The following is an 18,283-nucleotide window of genomic DNA, read 5'->3' as shown; positions in this document are numbered from 1 at the left end:
AGGGATCTAGAATTCTGCTGTGAAGAACAAGCCGCCGTACGCGATCGACTCCGTCGACCACGCGCTCCACCTGGCGACGCTGCTGCAGCAGGAGGGGCCGCTGGGGGTGTCGGAGGCGGCCGCCCGCCTGGGTGTCTCCCGGTCGACGGCTCACCGGCTGCTGGCGATGCTGGTGTACCGGGATTTCGCCGAGCGGGGCCCCGACCGGCGCTACCGGGCCGGGCCGGTGCTGCGGCCCGCCGATCCGGTGGGCGCTCCGGTGGCGTTGCTGCGGCAGGCGGCGATGCCGCACCTGCAGGCGCTGGTGGCGCGGGTGCGGGAGACGGTGAACCTGCAGGTCCTGGCGGGCGCGGAGGTGCGGTTCGCGGCGTCGGTGGAGTGCGACCAGATCCTGCGGGTGGGCGACCGGGCCGGGCGGGTGCTGCCGGCACACCTGGCGTCCGGCGGCAAGGCGTTGCTGGCCGCATTGCCGCCCGGCGAGCTGACCCGCCGCTACGCCGGGACGGACGTCAACCTGACCCGGCTGCGGCGGGAGCTGGGGCTGATCCGCAAACGGGGGTTCGCGATCAACGACCAGCTCACCGAGACCGGCCTGACCGCCGTCGGGGTCGCGATCCCGTGGCCGGCGGGCGACGAACCCGCGGCGGCGCTGTCCCTGGCCCTGCCGTCGGCCCGCTTCGACCACGACCTGCTCCCGACGTGGGTGGGAGCCCTCTCCGCCACGGCGACGGCCATCGCCCACGACCTGGCGGCCGGCTCGGCGTGAGCGGGGCGGGCATGAGCGTCGCCGGCGCCGGGCACGACCTCGAACCCCACCCGCGGGACGCTCCGGTCACGACCGCGGGATCGCAGCGATCGCCTCGACCTCGAGGGCGTATTGCGGTGCGGCCAGCGCCGCCACCACGACCAGGGACTGCGCCGGGTAGTCGCCGTCCGGGAACCAGCGCTCGAAGGTGTCGGCCAGTGCGGCGCGGTAGCCGGGAAGGTGTTCGGTCCCGGCGGCGAACGCCAGCAGCTTCACCAGGTGCCGCGGACCGCCCCCTGCCGCGGTCAGCAGCGCCTCGATGTTGGCGAAGATCTGCCGGGCCTGCGCTTCCGCGCCGGCCCCGGCGAGGTTGCCGTCCGGGAGGACGCCGAGCTGCCCGGCGAGGTACACGAGCTCGTGCCCGGGCGGGACGGCGGCGAGGTGGCTGTAGCGCCCCGCCGGCGGCGCGACGGAATCCGGGTTCCAGCGGTTCATCACCCCATGCTCCCCTCACTCCACGGGTGTGACCAGCCTCCCCACCTCACTGATGGCGATCTCGACGACGTCGCCCGGCCGCAGCGTGAAGTCCATCTCCGGCACGATCCCGGTCCCGGTCGCCAGCACCGCACCGTCCGGATAGGACTGTCCGAGGAACAGGTACCGCACCAGGTCGTCCAGCCCGCGGTGCAGCGCGCTCGTGGAGACCGCGCCGGCGAAGGCGGTTTCCGTCCCGCGGCGCACGGTCATCGTGATCTCCAGCGCGAGGGGGTCGGCCACCTCCCACACCGGGCGGATCCCGGGCGCCATCGCGCAGCTGCCCGCGTACACCTTGGCCTGCGGCAGGTACAGCGGGTTCTCCCCCTCGATCGAGCGGGAGCTGACGTCGTCCACCACCGTGTAGCCGACGATCTCGGCGTGCCGGTTCACCACGAGACCCAGTTCCGGCTCCGGGACGTTGAGCGGCGAGTCCGCCCGCACGGTCACCGGCTCACCGTCGGTCACCACACGCCAGGGCACGGCCTTGAAGAACAACTCCGGGCGGGCGGCGTCGTACACCTTCTCGTACACCGAGCGTTCCGAGCTCTCCTCCATCCGGGCCTCGCGGGAGCGCCGGTAGGTCACCCCGGCGGCCCACACCTCCATCCGGCCGTCGACCGGCGCGAGCAGCCGCACGTCCCCGGCCGGTTCCCGCCCGGCCGTCTCGGTCACGAGCGCCCGCAGTTCCCCGGCGCGCAGCGCGAGCAGGCCGGCGATCCCGTCGACCCCGTCGAACGGGACGACACCGGCCTCCGTCCTCACTCCACAGTGGACCTTTCCGCCGCGGTCGGCGAAGCGGACGAGGTGCATGGTGTGCTTCCCTTCTTCCCGATGACACTCGTGCCCGGGCCACCGACCCAGCGGAAGGTGGCGGCGACCAGCGCGCCGACGGCGACCACCGCGGCGACGAGGTACAGTCCGGCGGCCCCGCTGCCGGTCGCGTCCTCGATCGCGCCCATCGCGTACGGCCCGACGAACCCGCCGAGGTTGCCGATGCCGGAGATGAGCGGGATCGTCGCGGCGATCTGGACGCCGGCGAGGATCGTGGGCGGTACGGTCCAGAACACCGGCTGCGCGCCGAGGAACCCGAACGCCGCGACGCACAGCGCGCCGACCGCGGCCACCGGCGGCAGCGCGACCGCGCCGATCAGCCCGGCCGCGGTGCAGATCAGCGCGACGAGCAGCGGCGTGCGGCGGTTGCCCGTGCGGTCCGACAGCCACGGCAGCACCAGCACGCCGAGCAGCGCGAACAGCCACGGGATCGCCGAGATCAGCCCGACGCTGAACTCCGGCAGCCCGCCGATGCGCTTGACCAGCGCGGGCAGCCAGAACGTCACCCCGTAGACGCCGAGCTGGATGGCGAAGTACACGTAGACCAGCCGCAGGACCCGCGAATCGCCGACTACCTTGCGCACCCCGCGCTCCGGTCGCGCGGACGGCGGCGGCTCGTCGGCCTTGATGGCGGCGGTGAGCACCGCGCGCTCCTGCGCGCTCAGCCAGCGCGCCTGCTCCGGGCGGTCGGTGAGCAGCCACGGCACCGCGATCGCGACGACCACGGTCGGCAGGCCTTCGATGAGGAACATCCACTGCCAGCCTTCGAGCCCGCCCAGGCCGTGCATCCCGAGCAGCCAGCCGCCGAGCGGGTTGCCGATCAGGCTGGCGATCGCGACGGCGGACTGGAACACGCCGGTCGCCTTGCCGCGCGCGCTCGCCGGGAACCAGTAGGTGATGTAGAGGATCACGCCCGGGAAGAACCCGGCCTCGGCGACGCCGAGCAGGAACCGCAGGACGTAGAAGCTGACCGGCCCGCTCACCAGGGCCATCGCGCAGGACAGCGCACCCCACACGATCATCATCCCGCACAGCCAGCGCCGCGCGCCGATCCGGTGCAGGACGAGGTTGGACGGCACGCCGAGCACGGCGTAGCCGACGAAGAACACCCCGGCCCCGAACCCGTACGCCGCGGCCGAAATGCCGGCACTCGCGGCGAGGTGGTCCTTGACCAGGCTCACGTTCGTGCGGTCGAGGAACGACAGCACGAACATCACGAACAGGGGCGGGAGCAGACGCCGGGCGACCTTGCGCCGGACGTCGTGCACCGTGCTCGGCACGACACCTCCAGTGGTCGACGTTGACCTTCAGAGATCTGATGTCCCGGAACCATAGGAGAGGTTGCTCGACGAAAACAAGGGGTTGTAGCCTCGATTTCAGCTGTGAGATCAGATGTCTCCGAGGAGCAGACCATGACCGCGCGCATCACCGGCCTGGACGCCGTCGACCTGCGCTTCCCCACCTCGCGCGAGCTGGACGGGTCGGACGCGATGAACGAGGCCCCCGACTACTCCGCGGCCTACGTCGTGCTGCGCACCGACGAGGGGCACAGCGGCCACGGGTTCACGTTCACCATCGGCCGCGGCAACGAGCTGGCACTGGCCGCGGCGCGCGTGGTAGGCGAGCGCGCGATCGGCCTTCCGGTCGACGACGTCGTGCACGACCTCGGCGGCTTCGCCCGGCACCTCGCCGCGGACAGCCAGCTGCGGTGGCTCGGCCCGGACAAGGGCACGATCCACCTCGGCACCGCCGCGGTCGTCAACGCCGCCTGGGACCTCGCGGGCAAACTCGCCGGCAAACCGGTGTGGAAGCTGCTGGCGGACATGAGCCCGCGCCAGATCGTCGACCTCGTCGACTGGCGCTACCTCACCGACGTCCTCACCCCGGACGATGCGCTGGAGATGTTGCGCCGCCAGGAATCCGGGCGCGCCGAGCGGGAGGCGCACCTGCGCCGGCACGGCTACCCCGCCTACACGACCAGCGCCGGCTGGCTCGGCTACGACGACGCGAAACTGGCGCGGCTGTGCCGGGAGGCCGTCGAGGCGGGCTGGGACTCGGTGAAGCTCAAGGTCGGCGCGAACCTCGACGACGACGTCCGGCGCTGCCGCATCGCGCGCGAGATCCTCGGCCCGCACCGGCGCCTGATGATCGACGCCAACCAGACGCTCGGCGTGCCGGACGCGATCCGCTGGGCGGAGGCGCTGGCCGGGTTCGACGTCTGGTGGTTCGAGGAACCGACCAGCCCGGACGACGTCCTCGGGCACGCGGCCATCGCGGAGGCGATCGCGCCGGTCAAGGTCGCGACCGGCGAGCACGCGCACAACGTGGTGATGGTCAAGCAGTTCCTCGCCGCGGGCGCGATCGGGATCTGCCAGATCGACGCGTGCCGGCTGGGCGGGGTCAACGAGGCGGTCGCCGCGCTGCTGCTCGCCGCGGCCGCCGGCGTGCCGGTGTGCCCGCACGCCGGCGGCGTCGGCTTGTGCGAGCTGGTGCAGCACCTGTCGATGTTCGACTACGTCGCGGTGAGCGGGTCGATGGAGAACCGGGTGGTGGAGTACGTCGACCACCTGCACGAGCACTTCGTCGACCCGGTGCGGATGCGCGGCGCGCGGTACCTGGTGCCCGAGACGCCCGGCTACAGCGCCGAGATCCGGCCCGGCACGCTGCGCCGGTTCACCTTCCCGGACGGCGAAGTGTGGCGGGGTGTAGGAAGTCGGACATGACCGAGACGAGCACGGGCGGCGTCGTCGACGTGGCGATCGAGCGGCTGCGCGAACGCATCTCCCGGGGCGAGTACGGCCCGGGGAGCCGCCTGCCCCCGGAAGCCACGCTGGCCGAGGAACTGCAGCTGTCGCGGTTGTCGCTGCGCGAGGCCGTGCGTGCGCTGGTGATGGCCGGGGTGCTCGAGGTGCGGCGCGGCACCGGCACGTTCGTGACCGATCTGCGGCCGGACAAGATGGTGCGCGTGCTCGGGCAGTTCCTCGACCTGTCGCAGGACCGGCACCTCGGTGAGCTGTTCGAGTGCCGCCGGGTGCTGGAACCGGGCGCGACGGCGCTGGCGGCGACGCGGATGACCGACGCGCGGTTGGCGGTGCTGCACGCGAGCGTCGAGCGGATGGCGTCGCTGACCGATCCGGAGGAACTGGTGGCCGAGGACCTGGCCTTCCACGGGGCGATCGTGGCGGCGACCGGGAACCGGACGCTGGAGTCGCTGGCCGAGTCGATCGCGCACCGCACGGCGCGGGCGCGGATCTGGCGGGCGCTGGTGAAGGAGGACGTGGCGTCGTGGACGCACCAGCAGCACCTGGGGATCTACCAGGCACTGCGGGACCGGGACAGCCTGGCCGCGTTCAGCGCGGCGGCCCGGCACGTGGCCGAGGTGGAGAACTGGATCACCAGCCGTCTCGCGACCTGACGCACCGCGAGACGGCCGGTGGCGGTCAGCCGACCTGCAGGTCGAGGCAGGCGTAGAAGGCGTTGGCCGTGTCGGCGATGTTCCAGACGGCCAGCACCTTCTGCCGCCCGGTGAAGCCGCTGAGGTCCACGTCGTGGGTGACGGTGGCGCCGGGCTGCGCACCACCGTCGTCGACCAGGCCGACGCGGGTGTCGCCGACGTAGTACTCCCACGTGCTGGTGCGGTGCCGGGCGGTGAGCTGCCAGGTGAAGGTCACAGTGGTGCCGACCGGGGTGGCCCGCCAGCCCTTCGAGTCGTCGTCCAGCTCGGCGAAGCGGGCGTTGCCCCCACTGCAGCTGCGCAGCCCCTTGGGACCTTCCACGCTCTGCGGTTCGTACTTGATGTCGCCGCACAGCACGACACCCTGGGCGCACTGGGCCTGCCTGCTGGGCGGGGTGTCGACGTAGCCGTGGGCGCTGGCGGTGCCCGGCAGGGCCACGAGGGCGAGCGGGGCGAGAGCGGCCGCGGCGGCGATGGTCGCGATACGGCGTCCGGTGGTCATGCCGGCTCCTCGGGTGGGACCTGATGACTTCTTTGGTCTAGACCATATGGTATGGACCATAACGTGAAGGTTGTTCGCGGTCAAGCGGTGGGAAAAGTTCCGACAGCGCGCCCGGCGATCTCACCCGCTTCGGGTGAGGGTGCGGCGGCGGTGGGGCACTAGCGTCCGCCGGGTGAGGAAGCGGACCGGTGGCCGCCCGGCCTCGCGGCCGGTTCGCCTGCCGGCCGCGGTGTGCGCCGCGGCGCTCCTCCTGGCCTCCTGCACGGGGTCACCCGCTCCGGTCCAGCAACCCCCGGCACCCCAGATCACCACCGGGGTCGTCGCGGTCACCGCGCAGGCCCAGCCGAGCGTGGTCAAGATCCTCACCACCGGCGGCAACGGCAGCGGCGTCGTCTACACCCCCGACGGTCTCATCCTCACCAACGAGCACGTCGTGCGCGGCGCGTCCGCCGTGCAGGTCGCCTTCGCCGACGGGCAGCGGATCGGGGGAACCGTCCGCGCCGTCGACGTCGTCACCGACCTGGCGCTCGTCGAGGTTCCCCGGGCGAACCTGCCGCCCGCGAGGTTCCAGCCGGCGCTCCCCCAGCCCGGTGAGCTCGTCATCGTCATCGGCAGCCCGCTCGGGTTCGAAAACAGCGTGACCGCGGGGGTGATTTCCGGACTGCACCGGGAGATCCCGGGCAGCGCGGCCGAAACCCAGGCGCTGGTCGACCTCATCCAGACCGACGCCCCGATCAGCCCGGGCAGCAGCGGCGGCGCGATGTTCAACGCCGCGGGCGAGGTCGTCGGCATCAGTGAGGCCTACATCCCGCCGCAGGCCGGCGCCGTGGCACTCGGCTTCGCCATCCCGGCTGCGACCGCGGTCGACGTCGCCGAGCAGCTGCGGACCACCGGCCGCGCCCGGCACGCCTTCGCCGGGCTCGAACCCGCCCAGCTCACGCCGCAGATCGTGGCGCAGTTGCGCCTGCCCCGCGCGGACGGTGTGATCGCCGCCGCGATCGTGCCCGGCGGCCCGGCGGCCACGGCCGGCCTGCGCCCCGGCGACATCATCACGCGCGTCGACGACGCGGTGGTGAGAACGCCCGAGGAGTTCCTCGTCCAGCTGCGACGGCGCGACCCGGGTCAGGTGATCACGCTGACCTTCCACGGGCCGGACGGGCGGGACGTGCGCGCACCGCTGACCCTGACCGACCGTCCGGCCTTCAGCAGCTGACCGGGGAGGAGACGCAGCATGAGCTCGACCGAGGTGACGGAACGGACGACCGCGAAGTTCGGCGTCCCGACGATGACGGCGATGGTCGTCGGCTCCATGGTGGGTGCGGGCGTGTTCTCCCTGCCGCAGCGCTTCGCCGCGGAGACCGGGATCCTCGGCGCCGTCGTGGCGTGGCTGATCGCCGGCCTCGGCATGCTCATGCTGGCCTTCGTCTTCCAGACGCTCGCGATCCGCAAACCCGGCCTGGACGCCGGCGTCTACGCCTACGCCAAGGCCGGGTTCGGCGAGTACCTGGGGTTCTTCTCCGCGTTCGGCTACTGGGCCAGCGCCTGCGTCGGCAACGTGACGTACTGGATCCTGATCTTTTCGACCGTAGGCACGATCTGGGGTGCGCTGGGCGACGGCGACACTGTCCTGGCGTTCGTGCTGTCCTCGGTGTGCGTGTGGGCGTTCTACTTCCTGATCCGCCGTGGCGTGCGGGAGGCCACGGCGCTCAACCGGATCGTCACCGTCGCCAAGATCGTGCCGATCGTGGTGTTCATCGTGCTCGCGCTCGTGTTGCTGAAACCCCAGGTGTTCGTGGACAACCTGCGCGGCGGGCCGGGGGTGGGCTCGCTGTTCGAGCAGGTGCGGGGCACGATGCTGGCCACCGTCTTCGTGTTCCTCGGCGTCGAGGGCGCGAGCGTGTACTCCCGGCACGCCCGCCGCCGGGAGGACGTGGGGCGGGCGACCGTCCTGGGGTTCCTCAGCGTCCTGGCGATCTTCGCGTCGGTGACCATCGTGTCCTACGGCATCCTGCCCCTGGACCGGATCGCCCAGCTGCGGCAGCCGTCGATGGCCGGCGTGCTCGAAGCGGCCGTGGGCACGTGGGGCAAGGCGTTCGTCAGCGTCGGGCTGATCGTCTCGGTCCTCGGCGCGTACCTGGCGTGGACGCTGATGTCGTCGGAGGTGCTGTTCGTCGCGGCGAAGGACCACGACATGCCGCGGTTCCTCGGCCGCACCAACACCGCCGACGTGCCCGGCCCGGCCCTGCTGATGACCACGCTGCTCATCCAGGTCGTCCTGCTGATCACGCTGTTCTCCGAGGACGCCTTCGCGTTCGCGCTCGACCTCACCAGCGCGCTGTCGCTGATCCCGTTCCTGCTCGCCGCCGGCTACGCGCTCAAGCTCGCCATGACGCGCGAGACCTACCGCGAACAGCCGGCCGGGTGGCGGCGCGAACTCGTCGTGGCCGCGCTGGCCACGGTCTACACGGTGTTCCTGCTCTACGCGGCGGGCCTGAAGTTCCTGCTCATCGCGTTCATCGTCTACGCGCCCGCCACGGTCCTGTTCGCGATGGCGCGCCGCGAGCAGGGCCGCCGGCTGTTCTCCCCGGTGGAGCTGGGGATCTTCGTCATCTCGGTGCTCGGTGCCGTCGCCGGGATCGTCGCGCTCGCCACCGGGGCGATCGCCATCTGAAGGGGAGGGCCATGGAACACGGCGTGCATTCGGAAGTGGGCAGGCTGCGCAAGGTCCTGGTGTGCCGCCCGGGGATGGCGCACCAGCGGCTCACCCCCACCAACTGCGACGACCTGCTGTTCGACGACGTGTTGTGGGTCGAGACCGCGCAGCGCGACCACGCCGACTTCGTGCACTTGCTGCGGGGTCGCGGCGTCGAGGTGGTCGAGCTGCACGAGCTGCTGACCGAGACGGTGACGCTGCCCGGGGCGCGCGACTGGCTGCTCGACCGCACGATCGTGCCGGAGATCGTCGGCCCGGGTCTGGTGGACGCCACCCGCGAGTTCCTGGAGACGCTGGCGCCGCACGAGCTCGCCGAGCACCTCATCGGCGGGCTGGCCACCACCGAGCTGCCGGAGGACCTCGCACCCGGGTACCGCCTGCTGGCGGAGTACTCGCCGGACGCGCGGGAGTACCTGCTGCCGCCGCTGCCCAACACCCTCTACACGCGCGACACCACGTGCTGGCTCTACGGCGGGGTCACCCTGAACCCGCTCTACTGGCCCGCGCGGCACGACGAAACGCTGATCATGAAGGCGATCTACACCCACCACCCGGGGTTCGCCTCGTCGACGGTGTGGTGGGGCGATCCGGAGCGGGACTGGCGCCGGTCGACGTTCGAGGGCGGCGACGTGATGCCGATCGGCGGCGGGACGGTGCTGGCCGGGATGAGCGAGCGGACCTCGCGGCAGGCGATCACGCAGGTCGCGGGCGCGTTGTTCGCCGCGGGGGCCGCCGAGCGCGTCATCGTCGCCGGCATGCCCAAGCTGCGCTCGGCGATGCACCTGGACACCGTGTTCACCTTCGCCGACCACGACGTCGTCACCGTCTACCCGCGGATCGTGGACCGGATCCACCCGTTCTCGCTGCACCCGTCCGACCGGGCGCCGGGCATCGAGGTGGTCGACGAGGGCAAGCGGTCGTTCCTGGACGTGGTCGCCGAGGCGGTGGGGTCCGAGCTGCGGGTGATCGAAACGGGCGGCGACGCCTACGAGTCGGAACGCCAGCAGTGGGACAGCGGCAACAACGCCGTCGCGGTCGAACCGGGCGTGGTGTTCACCTACGACCGCAACACGACCACGAACACGTTGCTGCGCAAGGCCGGCATCGAGGTCATCACCATCTCGGGCGCCGAACTGGGCCGTGGCCGCGGCGGCGGGCACTGCATGACGTGCCCGCTCGTCCGCGACCCGGTCTAGGGCGTGTCTGACAAAGGTCGTGGCTGGTTGTTGGGATGCGGCTGGTGGTGTCGCGGTGCCCGGACCCGGCCTGACCGGGTCCGCGGCGTCAAGGCCTACTCATCACCAGCGACCCGGGGACAACTGCTCACCCGCGGCAGCACCGCGGTGATCCCCGAGCCGGCTGACCAGGCCAGGCACCGCCAACGTCGCGGTTCCCGCGGCGGCCGGCCACCGGCATTCGACGCGGCGGACCACCGCGGCCGCCACGTCGTCGAACGACGGTTCAACCTGCCCAAACAGTGGCGAGCCCCGGCTACTCGTGACGACAAGTTGGCCATCGACTACCGACCAGCCGTCGTCCCGCATGCCCTGATCACCTGGACCAAGGCATTGTCAGACACGCGCTAGGGGTAGTAGCGCGTCAGCGACTCCGCCACGCAGGCCGGCTTGTCCGAGCCCTCGATCTCGAACGTGAACGTGCGCGTGACCTGCACGCCGCCGCGGCCGACCTCCTCGACGTCGGCGATCTCGGCGTGCAGCCGGACGCGGCTGCCCACCGGGACGGGCGCGGGGAAGCGCACCTTGTTCACGCCGTAGTTCAGGGCCATCCCGACGCCGGTCACCTGCAGCAGTTCGGCCACGAGCGGGATGCCCCAGCTCAACGTCATGTACCCGTGCGCGATCGTCCGCCCGAACGGGCCGTGCGCGGCGCGCTCCGGGTCGGTGTGGATCCACTGGTGATCCCCGGACACCTCGGCGTAGGCGTCGATCAGCTCCTGCGTCACCTCGCGCCACGACGAGTACCCGAGGTCGCGTCCCTTGAGCGCCAGGATCTCCGCGATCCCGTCGGCCACCACCGGCATGCGGTTCCTCTCCTCCCTCAGGCCGCGACGGCCTGCGTGCGCGGCTCCTCGCCGGCCCGGTCGTCGTGGTTGGGTTTGCGCAGCAGGGCCAGCATGCAGCCCATGGTCAGCAGCACCTGGAACACCGCGTACGCGATCACCGCGGTGATCGACCCGGTCTGGTTGAGCAGGAACTGCCCGACGATCGGGGTGGTGCCGCCGAGCAACGTGCCGCACAGCTGGTAGCACAGCGAGATTCCGGTGTAGCGCACGTGCGCCGGGAAGCGGCTGGCGAGCATGCCGGCCAGCGCCGCGTAGTACAGGCAGTGCGGGACGGTCGCGATCACCGTGCCGACCATCGCCAGCGCGTAGTTCTCGGTGCCGATGAACAGGAACATCAACGGCATCAGGATGATCTCCGGCACCAGCATCACGATGACCGCGCGCGACCAGCTGCGCATCTTCGTCACGATCCACGCGCCCCACGGCTGCACCAGGATCTGCGTGATGTTGGCGACGAGGATGATCGTCAGGAACGACGACTTGTCGAAGCCGAGGTCCGAGGTCGCCCAGGACAGCGCGAACGTCGACTTGAAGTACGTGGCCGACAACCCGATCGTGCACGCCCCGATGCCGAGCACGATCAGCATCGGCTGGGTGCGGATCACCTCGGTGAACGGCAGCTTCGCGACCGCCTTCTTCTCGATGAGGTTGGCCATCGCGGGCGACTCGGCCACCCGCAGCCGGATGAACAGGCCGACGATCACCAGCAGCGCGGAGAACAGGAACGGCACCCGCCACCCCCACGAGGTGAACGCGTCGTCCGGCAGCTGGCTGATCGCGAGGAAGCTGACGGTGCTCAGGGTGTTGCCGACGGGCGACCCCTGCTGGGCGAACGCGCCGTAGAGGATCGACTTGCCCTTGGGTGCGTGCTCGGACGCGATCAGCACGGAACCGCCCCACTCGCCCCCGAGGCCGATGCCCTGCACCATGCGGATCACGATGAGCAGCACCGGCGCGGCGATGCCGATCTGCGCGTAGGAGGGCAGGACGCCGATCAGGGTGGTCGAGACGCCCATCATCAGCAGCGTGATGACCAGGGTCTTCTTGCGCCCGAGCCGGTCACCGTAGTGGCCGAAGACGATGCCGCCCAGCGGACGGGCCAGGAAGCCCACCCAGAACGTCGCGAACGCCACGAGCGTCCCCAGCGCCCCGTCCAGTTCGGGGAAGAAGACCTTGTCGAACACCAGCGCCGAGGCGGTGCCGTAGATGTAGAAGTCGAACCATTCGATGGTCGAGCCGATGAACGACCCGATACCCGCTCGTCTGGCCGCGGTGGCCGCGCTCATGGTGATTTTCTCTCCCTTGAGATCCCGTGTTGCTCGCACACCGTGCCAAACGGAACCTAGAAGAGTCCAATACCGAATGACGCCCCCGGCAAGACGGCGGTCGTCTCAATCGCGGCGGGGCGTCGGCAGCGCCTGCTCCGCGATGGCGAGCACCGTCCGCAGCGCCGCGGACGGGTTGTCGCGCCGCCAGGCCAGCGCGGCCTGCAACCGCACCGGCTCCCCGGCCAGCCGCCGGTACGCCAGGCCCGTCTGCTGGATGTGCTGACAGGACGACACGGTCAACGTCACCCCGACCCCGGCGGCCACCAGCGCGAGAATCGTGTACGAGTCCGGCGCCTCCTGCACCACGCGCGGATTGAACCCGGCCGACACGCAGACCCGCACGGTCGCGTCCCGCACGCTCGACCCCGCGTTGGCCGGGAAGCTCACGAACGGTTCCTCGGCCAGCGCCTCCACCGGCACCTCGTCCAGCCGGGCCAGGGGGTGGTCCGACGGCAGCGCGCAGATCATCTCCTCCTCGTCGATCACCCGCGCCTCGACCCCCGGCGCGGTGATCGGCAACCGCACGAAGCCCAGGTCCAGCGAGCCGTCGGCGACCCGCGCGAGCGCCACGTTGGCGTACGTCTGACCGCGCATCACCAGCTCCAACCCGGGGTGGGCGGCTCGCACCGCACGGGTGAGCAGTGGCAGGCTCTCGTGGCTCGACGCGCCCGCGAAGCCGACCGTCACGCGCCCGTACTCGCCCCGTCCGGCAGCCCGGGCGGCCTTCGTCGCGATGTCGAGGTCCTCCATCACCTGCCGCACCGGTTCGAGGAACGACTCCCCCGCGCTGGTCAGACGCACGGACCGGGTGTTGCGCTCGAACAGCTGGACCCCGAGCTCCTTCTCCAGCTGCCGGATCTGCTGGGACAGCGGCGGCTGCGCCATCTGCAGCCGCTTGGCGGCCCGCCCGAAGTGCAGCTCCTCGGCCACGGCCAGGAACGACGTGAGGTAGCGCAGCTCCACTATTACGGCCTCCGTCTTGATCTGACTCCGATTCGGTATTGGACACTAATCAATCTCGGTGGCACGGTGAAGACCGCCCCGTCCACCGACCCGAGCAGGAGCGACGATGCCCCGTCCGAGCCCGGACAAGACGATGAGCCTGGCCGACGCCGTCGCGGCCTTCGTGCGCGACGGTGACACCGTCTCGCTCGAGGGGTTCACGCACCTCATCCCCACCGCGGCCGGGCACGAGATCATCCGCCAGGGCCGCCGCGACCTCACCGTCGTCCGGATGACCGCCGACATCGTCGTCGACCAGATGCTCGCCGGCGGGTGCGTGCGCAAGCTGGTGTCGTCGTTCGTCGGCAACTCCTCGGCCGGCTCACTGGGCGAGCTGCGCCGCCGCGTCGAGCACGCCGATCCCGAGCCGCTGGAGTTCGAGGAGTACAGCCACTACGGCATGATCTGCCGCTACCTCGCCGGGGCGCAGCGCCTGCCGTTCTACCCGCTGCGCTCCTACGCCGGCTCCGACCTGCCGCGCGTCAACCCGGACATCCGCAAGGTCACCTCGCCCTACGGTGACGGTGAGCAGATCTACGTCGTCCCGCCGGTGAACCCGGACGTCACGATCATCCACGCCCAGCGCGCGGACCGGTCGGGCAACACCCAGATCTGGGGACTCACCGGCATCCAGGCCGAGGCGGTGTTCGCCGCGGAGAAGGCGATCGTGGTCGTCGAGGAGGTCGTGCCCGACGAGGTGGTCCGCTCCGACCCGAACCGCACGGTCGTCCCCGCGCACGCGGTCGACGCGGTGGTCGAGTGCCCGCGCGGCGCGCACCCGTCGTTCGCCCAGGGCTACTACGACCGCGACAACGCCTTCTACCGCGCGTGGTCGGGGATCAGCAGGGACAAGGAAAAACTGGCCGCGTGGATGGCGGAGTGGGTGCACGGCACGGCCGACCACGCCGAGTACGTCGCCAAGCTGGGCGAGGAGTTCTGGGCGGGTCTGGCGGTCGGCGAGGCGCTCAGCGAACCGGTGAACTACGGACGGAGGTTGTGACGGACATGGCCACGGTGACAACAGCGTCGGAAGTCCTCTCCGTCGTCGCCTCCCGCGAGCTGGCCGGCAGGCGCACGGTGTTCGCCGGGATCGGCCTGCCCACGCTCGCCGCGTCACTGGCGCACCTGACCGTCGCGCCGGACCTGGAGATCGTCTACGAGTCCGGCGTGTGCGGGGCGCACCCGTCGCACCTGCCGGAGACCATCGCGGACGCGGTGCTGATCACCGGCGCCGAGGCGGTGCTGTCGATGCCCGCGCTGTTCGGGTACGTGCTGCAGGGCGGGCACATCGACGTCGGGTTCCTCGGCGCGGCGCAGATCGACCGCTGGGGAAACCTGAACTCGTCGGTGATCGGCGACTGGCACTCGCCGAAGGTGCGGCTGCCCGGTCCCGGTGGTGCGATGGAGGTCATGGCGAACTCGCGCGAGGTGTTCGTGGTGATGCGCCGCCACGATCCGCGGTCCTTTGTGGACGAACTGGACTTCTGCACCTCCCCCGGCCCGGACCGCGCGCTCGCCGACGGGGTGGAACCGTTCGGGCTCGGCGTCACGAAGGTGATCACCGAGCTGGGCATCCTGGCCCGAGGCGGCCCCGGCGAGGAGCTGCGGCTGGTCGCGCGGCACCCCGGCGTCACCGTCGAGCAGGCGCGCGAGTCGACCGGATGGCCGTTGCAGGTCGCCGACGACGTGCCGGTGATCGAACCGCCCACCGAGGCGGAACTACGGTTGCTGCGCGAGGATGTCGACCCGGAGCGGGTGTATCTGCGATGAAGGAGAGGACCGTGCGCATCAGGATCGTCGGGACCGGGGTGATGGGCCGCGGGATCGCCCAGTGGGCCGCCACCGCCGGGCACACCGTGGAGCTGGCCGACGCCCGGCCCGAGTCGGTCGGCGAGGCCGTGGAGTTCGTCCGCGGCATGCTCGACCGCGCCGTGCAGAAGGGCCGCAGCACCGCCGAGGAGGCCGCCGCGATCGCGCAGCGCCTGGTGCCGCTGGGCTCGCCGGCCGAGCCGGGCGAGGTGGACCTGGTGATCGAGGCGATCCGGGAGGACCTGGACACCAAGGCCGCGCTGTTCACCCAACTGGAGAACGCGCTGCCGGCCACGACGGTGTTCGCCACCAACACCTCGTCGCTGCCGGTCACGCAGATCGCGGCGCGCCTGTCGGATCCGTCCCGCCTGGTCGGGCTGCACTTCTTCAACCCGGCGCCGCTGATGAAGATCGTCGAGGTGATCCCGGGCGCCCGCACCCGGGCCGGCGTCGTGGACACGGTCTCGGAGCTGGTCCGCCGGACCGGGCACAGCGCGGTCGTCGTGTCCGACACGCCGGGTTTCCTGATCAACCACGCCGGCCGCGGCCTGGTCACCGAGGCCCTGGCCCTGCTGGAGCGCCAGGTCGCCGAGCCCGCCGAGCTGGACCGCGTCGCGCGGGACGTGCTCGGGCTGAAGATGGGCCCGTTCGAGCTGATGGACCTCACCGGGCTGGACGTGACCGCCACGGTGATCGAGTCGATCTGGGCCGGGTTCCGCTACGCCGACCGGCTGCGCGCATCGTTCCTGACCCCGAACCGGGTCGCCGCCGGCCTGCACGGCCGCAAGACCGGGCAGGGCTGGTTCGACTACTCGCCCGGCGCGGAAAAGCCGGCGGAAAAGCCGGTCACCGGCGACCCGGACCGTCCGGTGTGGACGGACGACGCGGAGTTGCGCGCGGTGCTCACCGACGCCGGGGCGAAGGTGACCGACAGCCTGACCGGGGATGCGGTCGCGCTGGTCGCGACGTGGGGAACGACGGTGGCGACCGTGATCGCCGCCCAGGGCCTGCCGCCGGAGCGGACCTTCGGCGTCGACCCGCTGTCGGTGCGGACCGGGCGCCGGGTCCTGGCGATCACCCCGGCCACCGACCCGGCCGCGGCGCGGGACGCGCGGGCGGTGCTGGCCCGCGGCGAGAAGGCGGTGACGGTCGTGCGGGACGTCGAGGGCGGGGTCGCGCAGCGGCTGGTGTCGTCGATCGTGTCCGTGGCGGCCTCGATCGCGGAGCAGGGCATCGCCGCGCCGGAGGACATCGACCTCGGCGTGCGGCTCGGACTCGGCTACCCGAAGGGCCCGCTGTCGTGGGGCGACGAGATCGGGCCGGCCCGGCTGCTCACACTGCAGCGCGCCCTGCACGAGGCGACGGGTGACCCGCGCTACCGGCCGACGCGCTGGCTGACCGAGCGGGCGCAGCTCGGCCTGCCGCTCACCGCCGCCGGCCCCGCGCCCGAAGACGTCTGAGAAGGAGAAGAACCATGCTGGCACGGGATTTCGGGCTGACCGAGACCCAGCGCGACTTCCGCCGGATGGCGGCGGAGTTCGTGGACGCCGAGATCGTGCCGAACGCCCGCGAGTGGGACCGCGCCGAGCAGGTCGACCAGAGCGTCGTGCGGCGGCTGGGCGAGCTCGGGTTCCTCGGCCTGACCCTGGACGAGCGGTACGGCGGCGTGGACGCCGACATGCTGTCCTACGTCCTGGTCACCGAGGAGCTGGGCCGCGGCGACTCGGCCGTGCGCGGGATCGTGTCGGTGTCGCTCGGCCTGGTGTCGAAGACGATCGCCGCGCACGGCACCGACGAGCAGAAGCAGGAGTGGCTGCCGCGCCTGATCAGCGGCGAGGCGCTGGGCTGCTTCGGCCTCACCGAGCCGGGCACCGGATCCGACGCCGGGTCGCTGACCACCCGCGCGAAGCGGGACGGCGGCGACTGGGTGATCAACGGCAGCAAGATGTTCATCACCAACGGCACCTGGGCCGAGGTCGCGCTGACGTTCGCGCGCACCGGCGAATCCGGCATCACCGCGTTCCTGGTGCCCACCGGCTCCCCCGGCTTCACGGCCAAGGAGATCAAGGGCAAGCTGGGCCTGCGCGGCCAGGCGACCGCCGAGCTGACCTACGACAACGTGCGCGTGCCCGACTCGGCACGGCTCGGCGAGGTCGGTAAGGGCCTCGGCATCGCGCTCGGCACGCTGTCGCGGGGCCGCATCTCGGTGGCCGCGGGCGCCGTCGGCGTGGCCCAGGCCGCGCTGGACGCGGCCACCCGGTACGCGACCGAGCGGGAGCAGTTCGGCAAGCCGATCGCCTCGTTCCAGCTGGTGCAGGAGCTGCTCGCGGACGCGGCGGTGGACGTGCAGGCCTCGCGCCTGCTCACGCACCAGGTCGCCCGCATGGCCGACGCCGGGGTGAAGCCGAAGGAGTACGCGACGGACGCCTCGGCGGCGAAGTACCACGCGAGCGAGACCGCGGTGCGCGTGACGAACAGCTGCCTGCAGGTGTTCGGCGGTTACGGGTTCATCGACGAGTACCCGGTCGGCAAGTACGTCCGGGACGCCCGCGTGCTGACCCTGTACGAGGGCACCAGCCAGGTGCAGAAGCTGATCATCGGCCGGGACCTGACCGGCGTCAACGCTATGACGTGATGCCCAGCCGGGCGAGCTGCGCCTCGAACGGGACGAACTCCTCCTCGTCGGTGGCGGGCGCGGCGGCCTGCCGTCCGCCCATCACCGCGGCCAGTTCACCGGCGGCGCGGTCGATGCGGGCGGTGAGGTCGCCGTCCGGGCCGTCGGCCGCGCCCCAGTCCTCGGACGCGGCGAACACGGCGGTGGGCACGACGTCGGCGCGCAGGTAGGCGAACAGCGGCCGCAGGGCGAACTCGAGGGCGAGCGAGTGCCGGGCGGTGCCCGCGGTGGCGGCGATGAGGACCGGCTTGCCCTGCAGCGAGCCGGCCTCGATCACGTCGAAGAACGACTTGAACAGGCCGCTGTAGGAGGCGTTGAAGATCGGCGTGACCACGATGAGGCCGTCCGCGCGGGTCACGGTTCCGATCGCCTCGTCCAGCTTGGGGCTGGGGAAGCCCGTGACGAGGTTGTTGGCGATGTCGGTGGCGAGATCGCGCAGCTCGACGACCTCGACCTGGGCGTCGATCTCGCGGGCGGTGGCCTGCGCGAGGCGGTCGCCCAGCAGCCGTGTCGAGGAAGGGCTGCTCAGGCCGGCCGAGACGACCACGAGTGTGCGGGACATGGACCTCACCCTGCTCAGGTAGTTGTGCGTTCAACTATGCAGG

General features: G+C 71.5%; 18 protein-coding genes. 10 read left to right on the top strand and 8 right to left on the bottom strand.

The features are described from left to right. The first annotated feature begins 19 nt into the window (after positions 1-19). Complete coding sequence (locus FB470_RS23340; RefSeq protein ID WP_306994814.1) at positions 20-766, top strand: IclR family transcriptional regulator; 747 nt, start codon at positions 20-22, stop codon at positions 764-766. Between the two features lie 66 nt (positions 767-832). Here the strand turns inward: FB470_RS23340 and FB470_RS23335 are convergent, their stop codons facing one another. Genes FB470_RS23335 through FB470_RS23325 form a run of 3 tightly spaced genes read right to left on the bottom strand, consistent with a single transcriptional unit; the run spans position 833 to position 3,393 of the window. After that, positions 833-1,243: a RidA family protein gene (locus FB470_RS23335; RefSeq protein ID WP_306994812.1), complete on the bottom strand. Its 411-nt coding sequence runs from the start codon at positions 1,241-1,243 to the stop codon at positions 833-835. 12 nt (positions 1,244-1,255) lie between these two features. Continuing rightward, complete coding sequence (locus FB470_RS23330) at positions 1,256-2,044, bottom strand: fumarylacetoacetate hydrolase family protein (RefSeq protein WP_306994810.1); 789 nt, start codon at positions 2,042-2,044, stop codon at positions 1,256-1,258. After that, positions 2,041-3,393, bottom strand: coding sequence for an MFS transporter (locus tag FB470_RS23325; RefSeq protein WP_306994808.1), 1,353 nt, complete (start codon positions 3,391-3,393; stop codon positions 2,041-2,043). Before FB470_RS23325 ends, FB470_RS23330 begins: the two co-directional genes overlap by 4 nt. Positions 3,394-3,525: 132 nt before the next feature. Here FB470_RS23325 and FB470_RS23320 point away from each other — a divergent pair, with 132 nt between their 5' ends. Beyond that, positions 3,526-4,836: an enolase C-terminal domain-like protein gene (locus FB470_RS23320; RefSeq protein ID WP_306994806.1), complete on the top strand. Its 1,311-nt coding sequence runs from the start codon at positions 3,526-3,528 to the stop codon at positions 4,834-4,836. Continuing rightward, the gene (locus FB470_RS23315; protein WP_306994804.1) at positions 4,833-5,528 is read left to right on the top strand and encodes a FadR/GntR family transcriptional regulator; all 696 of its coding nucleotides are present in this window, start codon (positions 4,833-4,835) and stop codon (positions 5,526-5,528) included. Before FB470_RS23320 ends, FB470_RS23315 begins: the two co-directional genes overlap by 4 nt. Before the next feature lie 25 nt (positions 5,529-5,553). Here FB470_RS23315 and FB470_RS23310 read toward each other — a convergent pair whose 3' ends face one another. Then, complete coding sequence (locus tag FB470_RS23310; RefSeq protein ID WP_306994802.1) at positions 5,554-6,069, bottom strand: lytic polysaccharide monooxygenase auxiliary activity family 9 protein; 516 nt, start codon at positions 6,067-6,069, stop codon at positions 5,554-5,556. 172 nt (positions 6,070-6,241) lie between these two features. Here FB470_RS23310 and FB470_RS23305 point away from each other — a divergent pair, with 172 nt between their 5' ends. From FB470_RS23305 to FB470_RS23295, 3 genes are read left to right on the top strand one after another with little or no spacing between them, the layout of a single operon-like run. Then, positions 6,242-7,282, top strand: a complete 1,041-nt coding sequence (locus tag FB470_RS23305; RefSeq protein ID WP_306994801.1) for a S1C family serine protease — start codon at positions 6,242-6,244, stop codon at positions 7,280-7,282. Between the two features lie 18 nt (positions 7,283-7,300). After that, a complete protein-coding gene (locus FB470_RS23300) occupies positions 7,301-8,740 on the top strand; it encodes a basic amino acid/polyamine antiporter (RefSeq protein ID WP_306994799.1) in 1,440 nt (479 codons plus the stop codon). 23 nt (positions 8,741-8,763) lie between these two features. Then, positions 8,764-9,978 (top strand): arginine deiminase, encoded by a 1,215-nt coding sequence (locus FB470_RS23295; protein ID WP_306994797.1) that lies wholly within the window; start codon positions 8,764-8,766, stop codon positions 9,976-9,978. A gap of 386 nt (positions 9,979-10,364) precedes the next feature. On the opposite strand, the gene FB470_RS23290 is transcribed toward FB470_RS23295, so the two are convergent. From FB470_RS23290 to FB470_RS23280, 3 genes are all read right to left on the bottom strand, one after another. Then, positions 10,365-10,823, bottom strand: a complete 459-nt coding sequence (locus tag FB470_RS23290; protein WP_306994794.1) for a MaoC family dehydratase — start codon at positions 10,821-10,823, stop codon at positions 10,365-10,367. 17 nt (positions 10,824-10,840) lie between these two features. Beyond that, positions 10,841-12,151, bottom strand: coding sequence for an MFS transporter (locus FB470_RS23285; RefSeq protein ID WP_306994793.1), 1,311 nt, complete (start codon positions 12,149-12,151; stop codon positions 10,841-10,843). Positions 12,152-12,256: 105 nt separating this feature from the next. Then, on the bottom strand, positions 12,257-13,156 hold the full coding sequence (locus tag FB470_RS23280) for a LysR family transcriptional regulator (protein WP_306994791.1): 900 nt from the start codon (positions 13,154-13,156) through the stop codon (positions 12,257-12,259). 106 nt (positions 13,157-13,262) lie between these two features. Between FB470_RS23280 and FB470_RS23275 the strand changes: the two genes are divergently transcribed. The 4 genes from FB470_RS23275 to FB470_RS23260 are packed head-to-tail and all read left to right on the top strand — an operon-like array spanning position 13,263 to position 17,639. Further along, positions 13,263-14,195, top strand: coding sequence for a CoA transferase subunit A (locus FB470_RS23275; protein WP_306994789.1), 933 nt, complete (start codon positions 13,263-13,265; stop codon positions 14,193-14,195). Positions 14,196-14,200: 5 nt separating this feature from the next. Next, entirely contained in the window at positions 14,201-14,965 is a 765-nt protein-coding gene (locus FB470_RS23270; RefSeq protein WP_306994787.1) for a CoA-transferase subunit beta, read from the top strand. After that, positions 14,962-16,464, top strand: coding sequence for a 3-hydroxyacyl-CoA dehydrogenase (locus FB470_RS23265; protein ID WP_306994785.1), 1,503 nt, complete (start codon positions 14,962-14,964; stop codon positions 16,462-16,464). Before FB470_RS23270 ends, FB470_RS23265 begins: the two co-directional genes overlap by 4 nt. 14 nt (positions 16,465-16,478) lie before the next feature. Continuing rightward, positions 16,479-17,639, top strand: coding sequence for an acyl-CoA dehydrogenase family protein (locus FB470_RS23260; RefSeq protein WP_306994784.1), 1,161 nt, complete (start codon positions 16,479-16,481; stop codon positions 17,637-17,639). On the opposite strand, the gene FB470_RS23255 is transcribed toward FB470_RS23260, so the two are convergent. Further along, a complete protein-coding gene (locus FB470_RS23255; RefSeq protein ID WP_306994782.1) occupies positions 17,629-18,240 on the bottom strand; it encodes an FMN reductase in 612 nt (203 codons plus the stop codon). The genes FB470_RS23260 and FB470_RS23255 overlap by 11 nt on opposite strands. Positions 18,241-18,283: the final 43 nt, after the last annotated feature.

The organism is Amycolatopsis thermophila (genome assembly GCF_030814215.1).
Classification (GTDB): Bacteria; Actinomycetota; Actinomycetes; order Mycobacteriales; family Pseudonocardiaceae; genus Amycolatopsis_E; species Amycolatopsis_E thermophila.
The sequence above is the reverse complement of the archived record's forward strand: the minus strand, read 5'-3'. Positions and strand labels throughout refer to the sequence as shown.

Excerpts from the sequence above, each read along its gene's own strand:
- FB470_RS23320 (WP_306994806.1), top strand. The coding sequence starts at position 3,526 with ATGACCGCGCGCATCACCGGCCTGGACGCCGTCGACCTGCGCTTCCCC.
- FB470_RS23315 (WP_306994804.1), top strand. The coding sequence starts at position 4,833 with ATGACCGAGACGAGCACGGGCGGCGTCGTCGACGTGGCGATCGAGCGG.
- FB470_RS23310 (WP_306994802.1), bottom strand. The coding sequence starts at position 6,069 with ATGACCACCGGACGCCGTATCGCGACCATCGCCGCCGCGGCCGCTCTC.
- FB470_RS23300 (WP_306994799.1), top strand. The coding sequence starts at position 7,301 with ATGAGCTCGACCGAGGTGACGGAACGGACGACCGCGAAGTTCGGCGTC.
- FB470_RS23290 (WP_306994794.1), bottom strand. The coding sequence starts at position 10,823 with ATGCCGGTGGTGGCCGACGGGATCGCGGAGATCCTGGCGCTCAAGGGA.
- FB470_RS23285 (WP_306994793.1), bottom strand. The coding sequence starts at position 12,151 with ATGAGCGCGGCCACCGCGGCCAGACGAGCGGGTATCGGGTCGTTCATC.
- FB470_RS23275 (WP_306994789.1), top strand. The coding sequence starts at position 13,263 with ATGCCCCGTCCGAGCCCGGACAAGACGATGAGCCTGGCCGACGCCGTC.
- FB470_RS23270 (WP_306994787.1), top strand. The coding sequence starts at position 14,201 with ATGGCCACGGTGACAACAGCGTCGGAAGTCCTCTCCGTCGTCGCCTCC.
- FB470_RS23265 (WP_306994785.1), top strand. The coding sequence starts at position 14,962 with ATGAAGGAGAGGACCGTGCGCATCAGGATCGTCGGGACCGGGGTGATG.
- FB470_RS23260 (WP_306994784.1), top strand. The coding sequence starts at position 16,479 with ATGCTGGCACGGGATTTCGGGCTGACCGAGACCCAGCGCGACTTCCGC.
- FB470_RS23255 (WP_306994782.1), bottom strand. The coding sequence starts at position 18,240 with ATGTCCCGCACACTCGTGGTCGTCTCGGCCGGCCTGAGCAGCCCTTCC.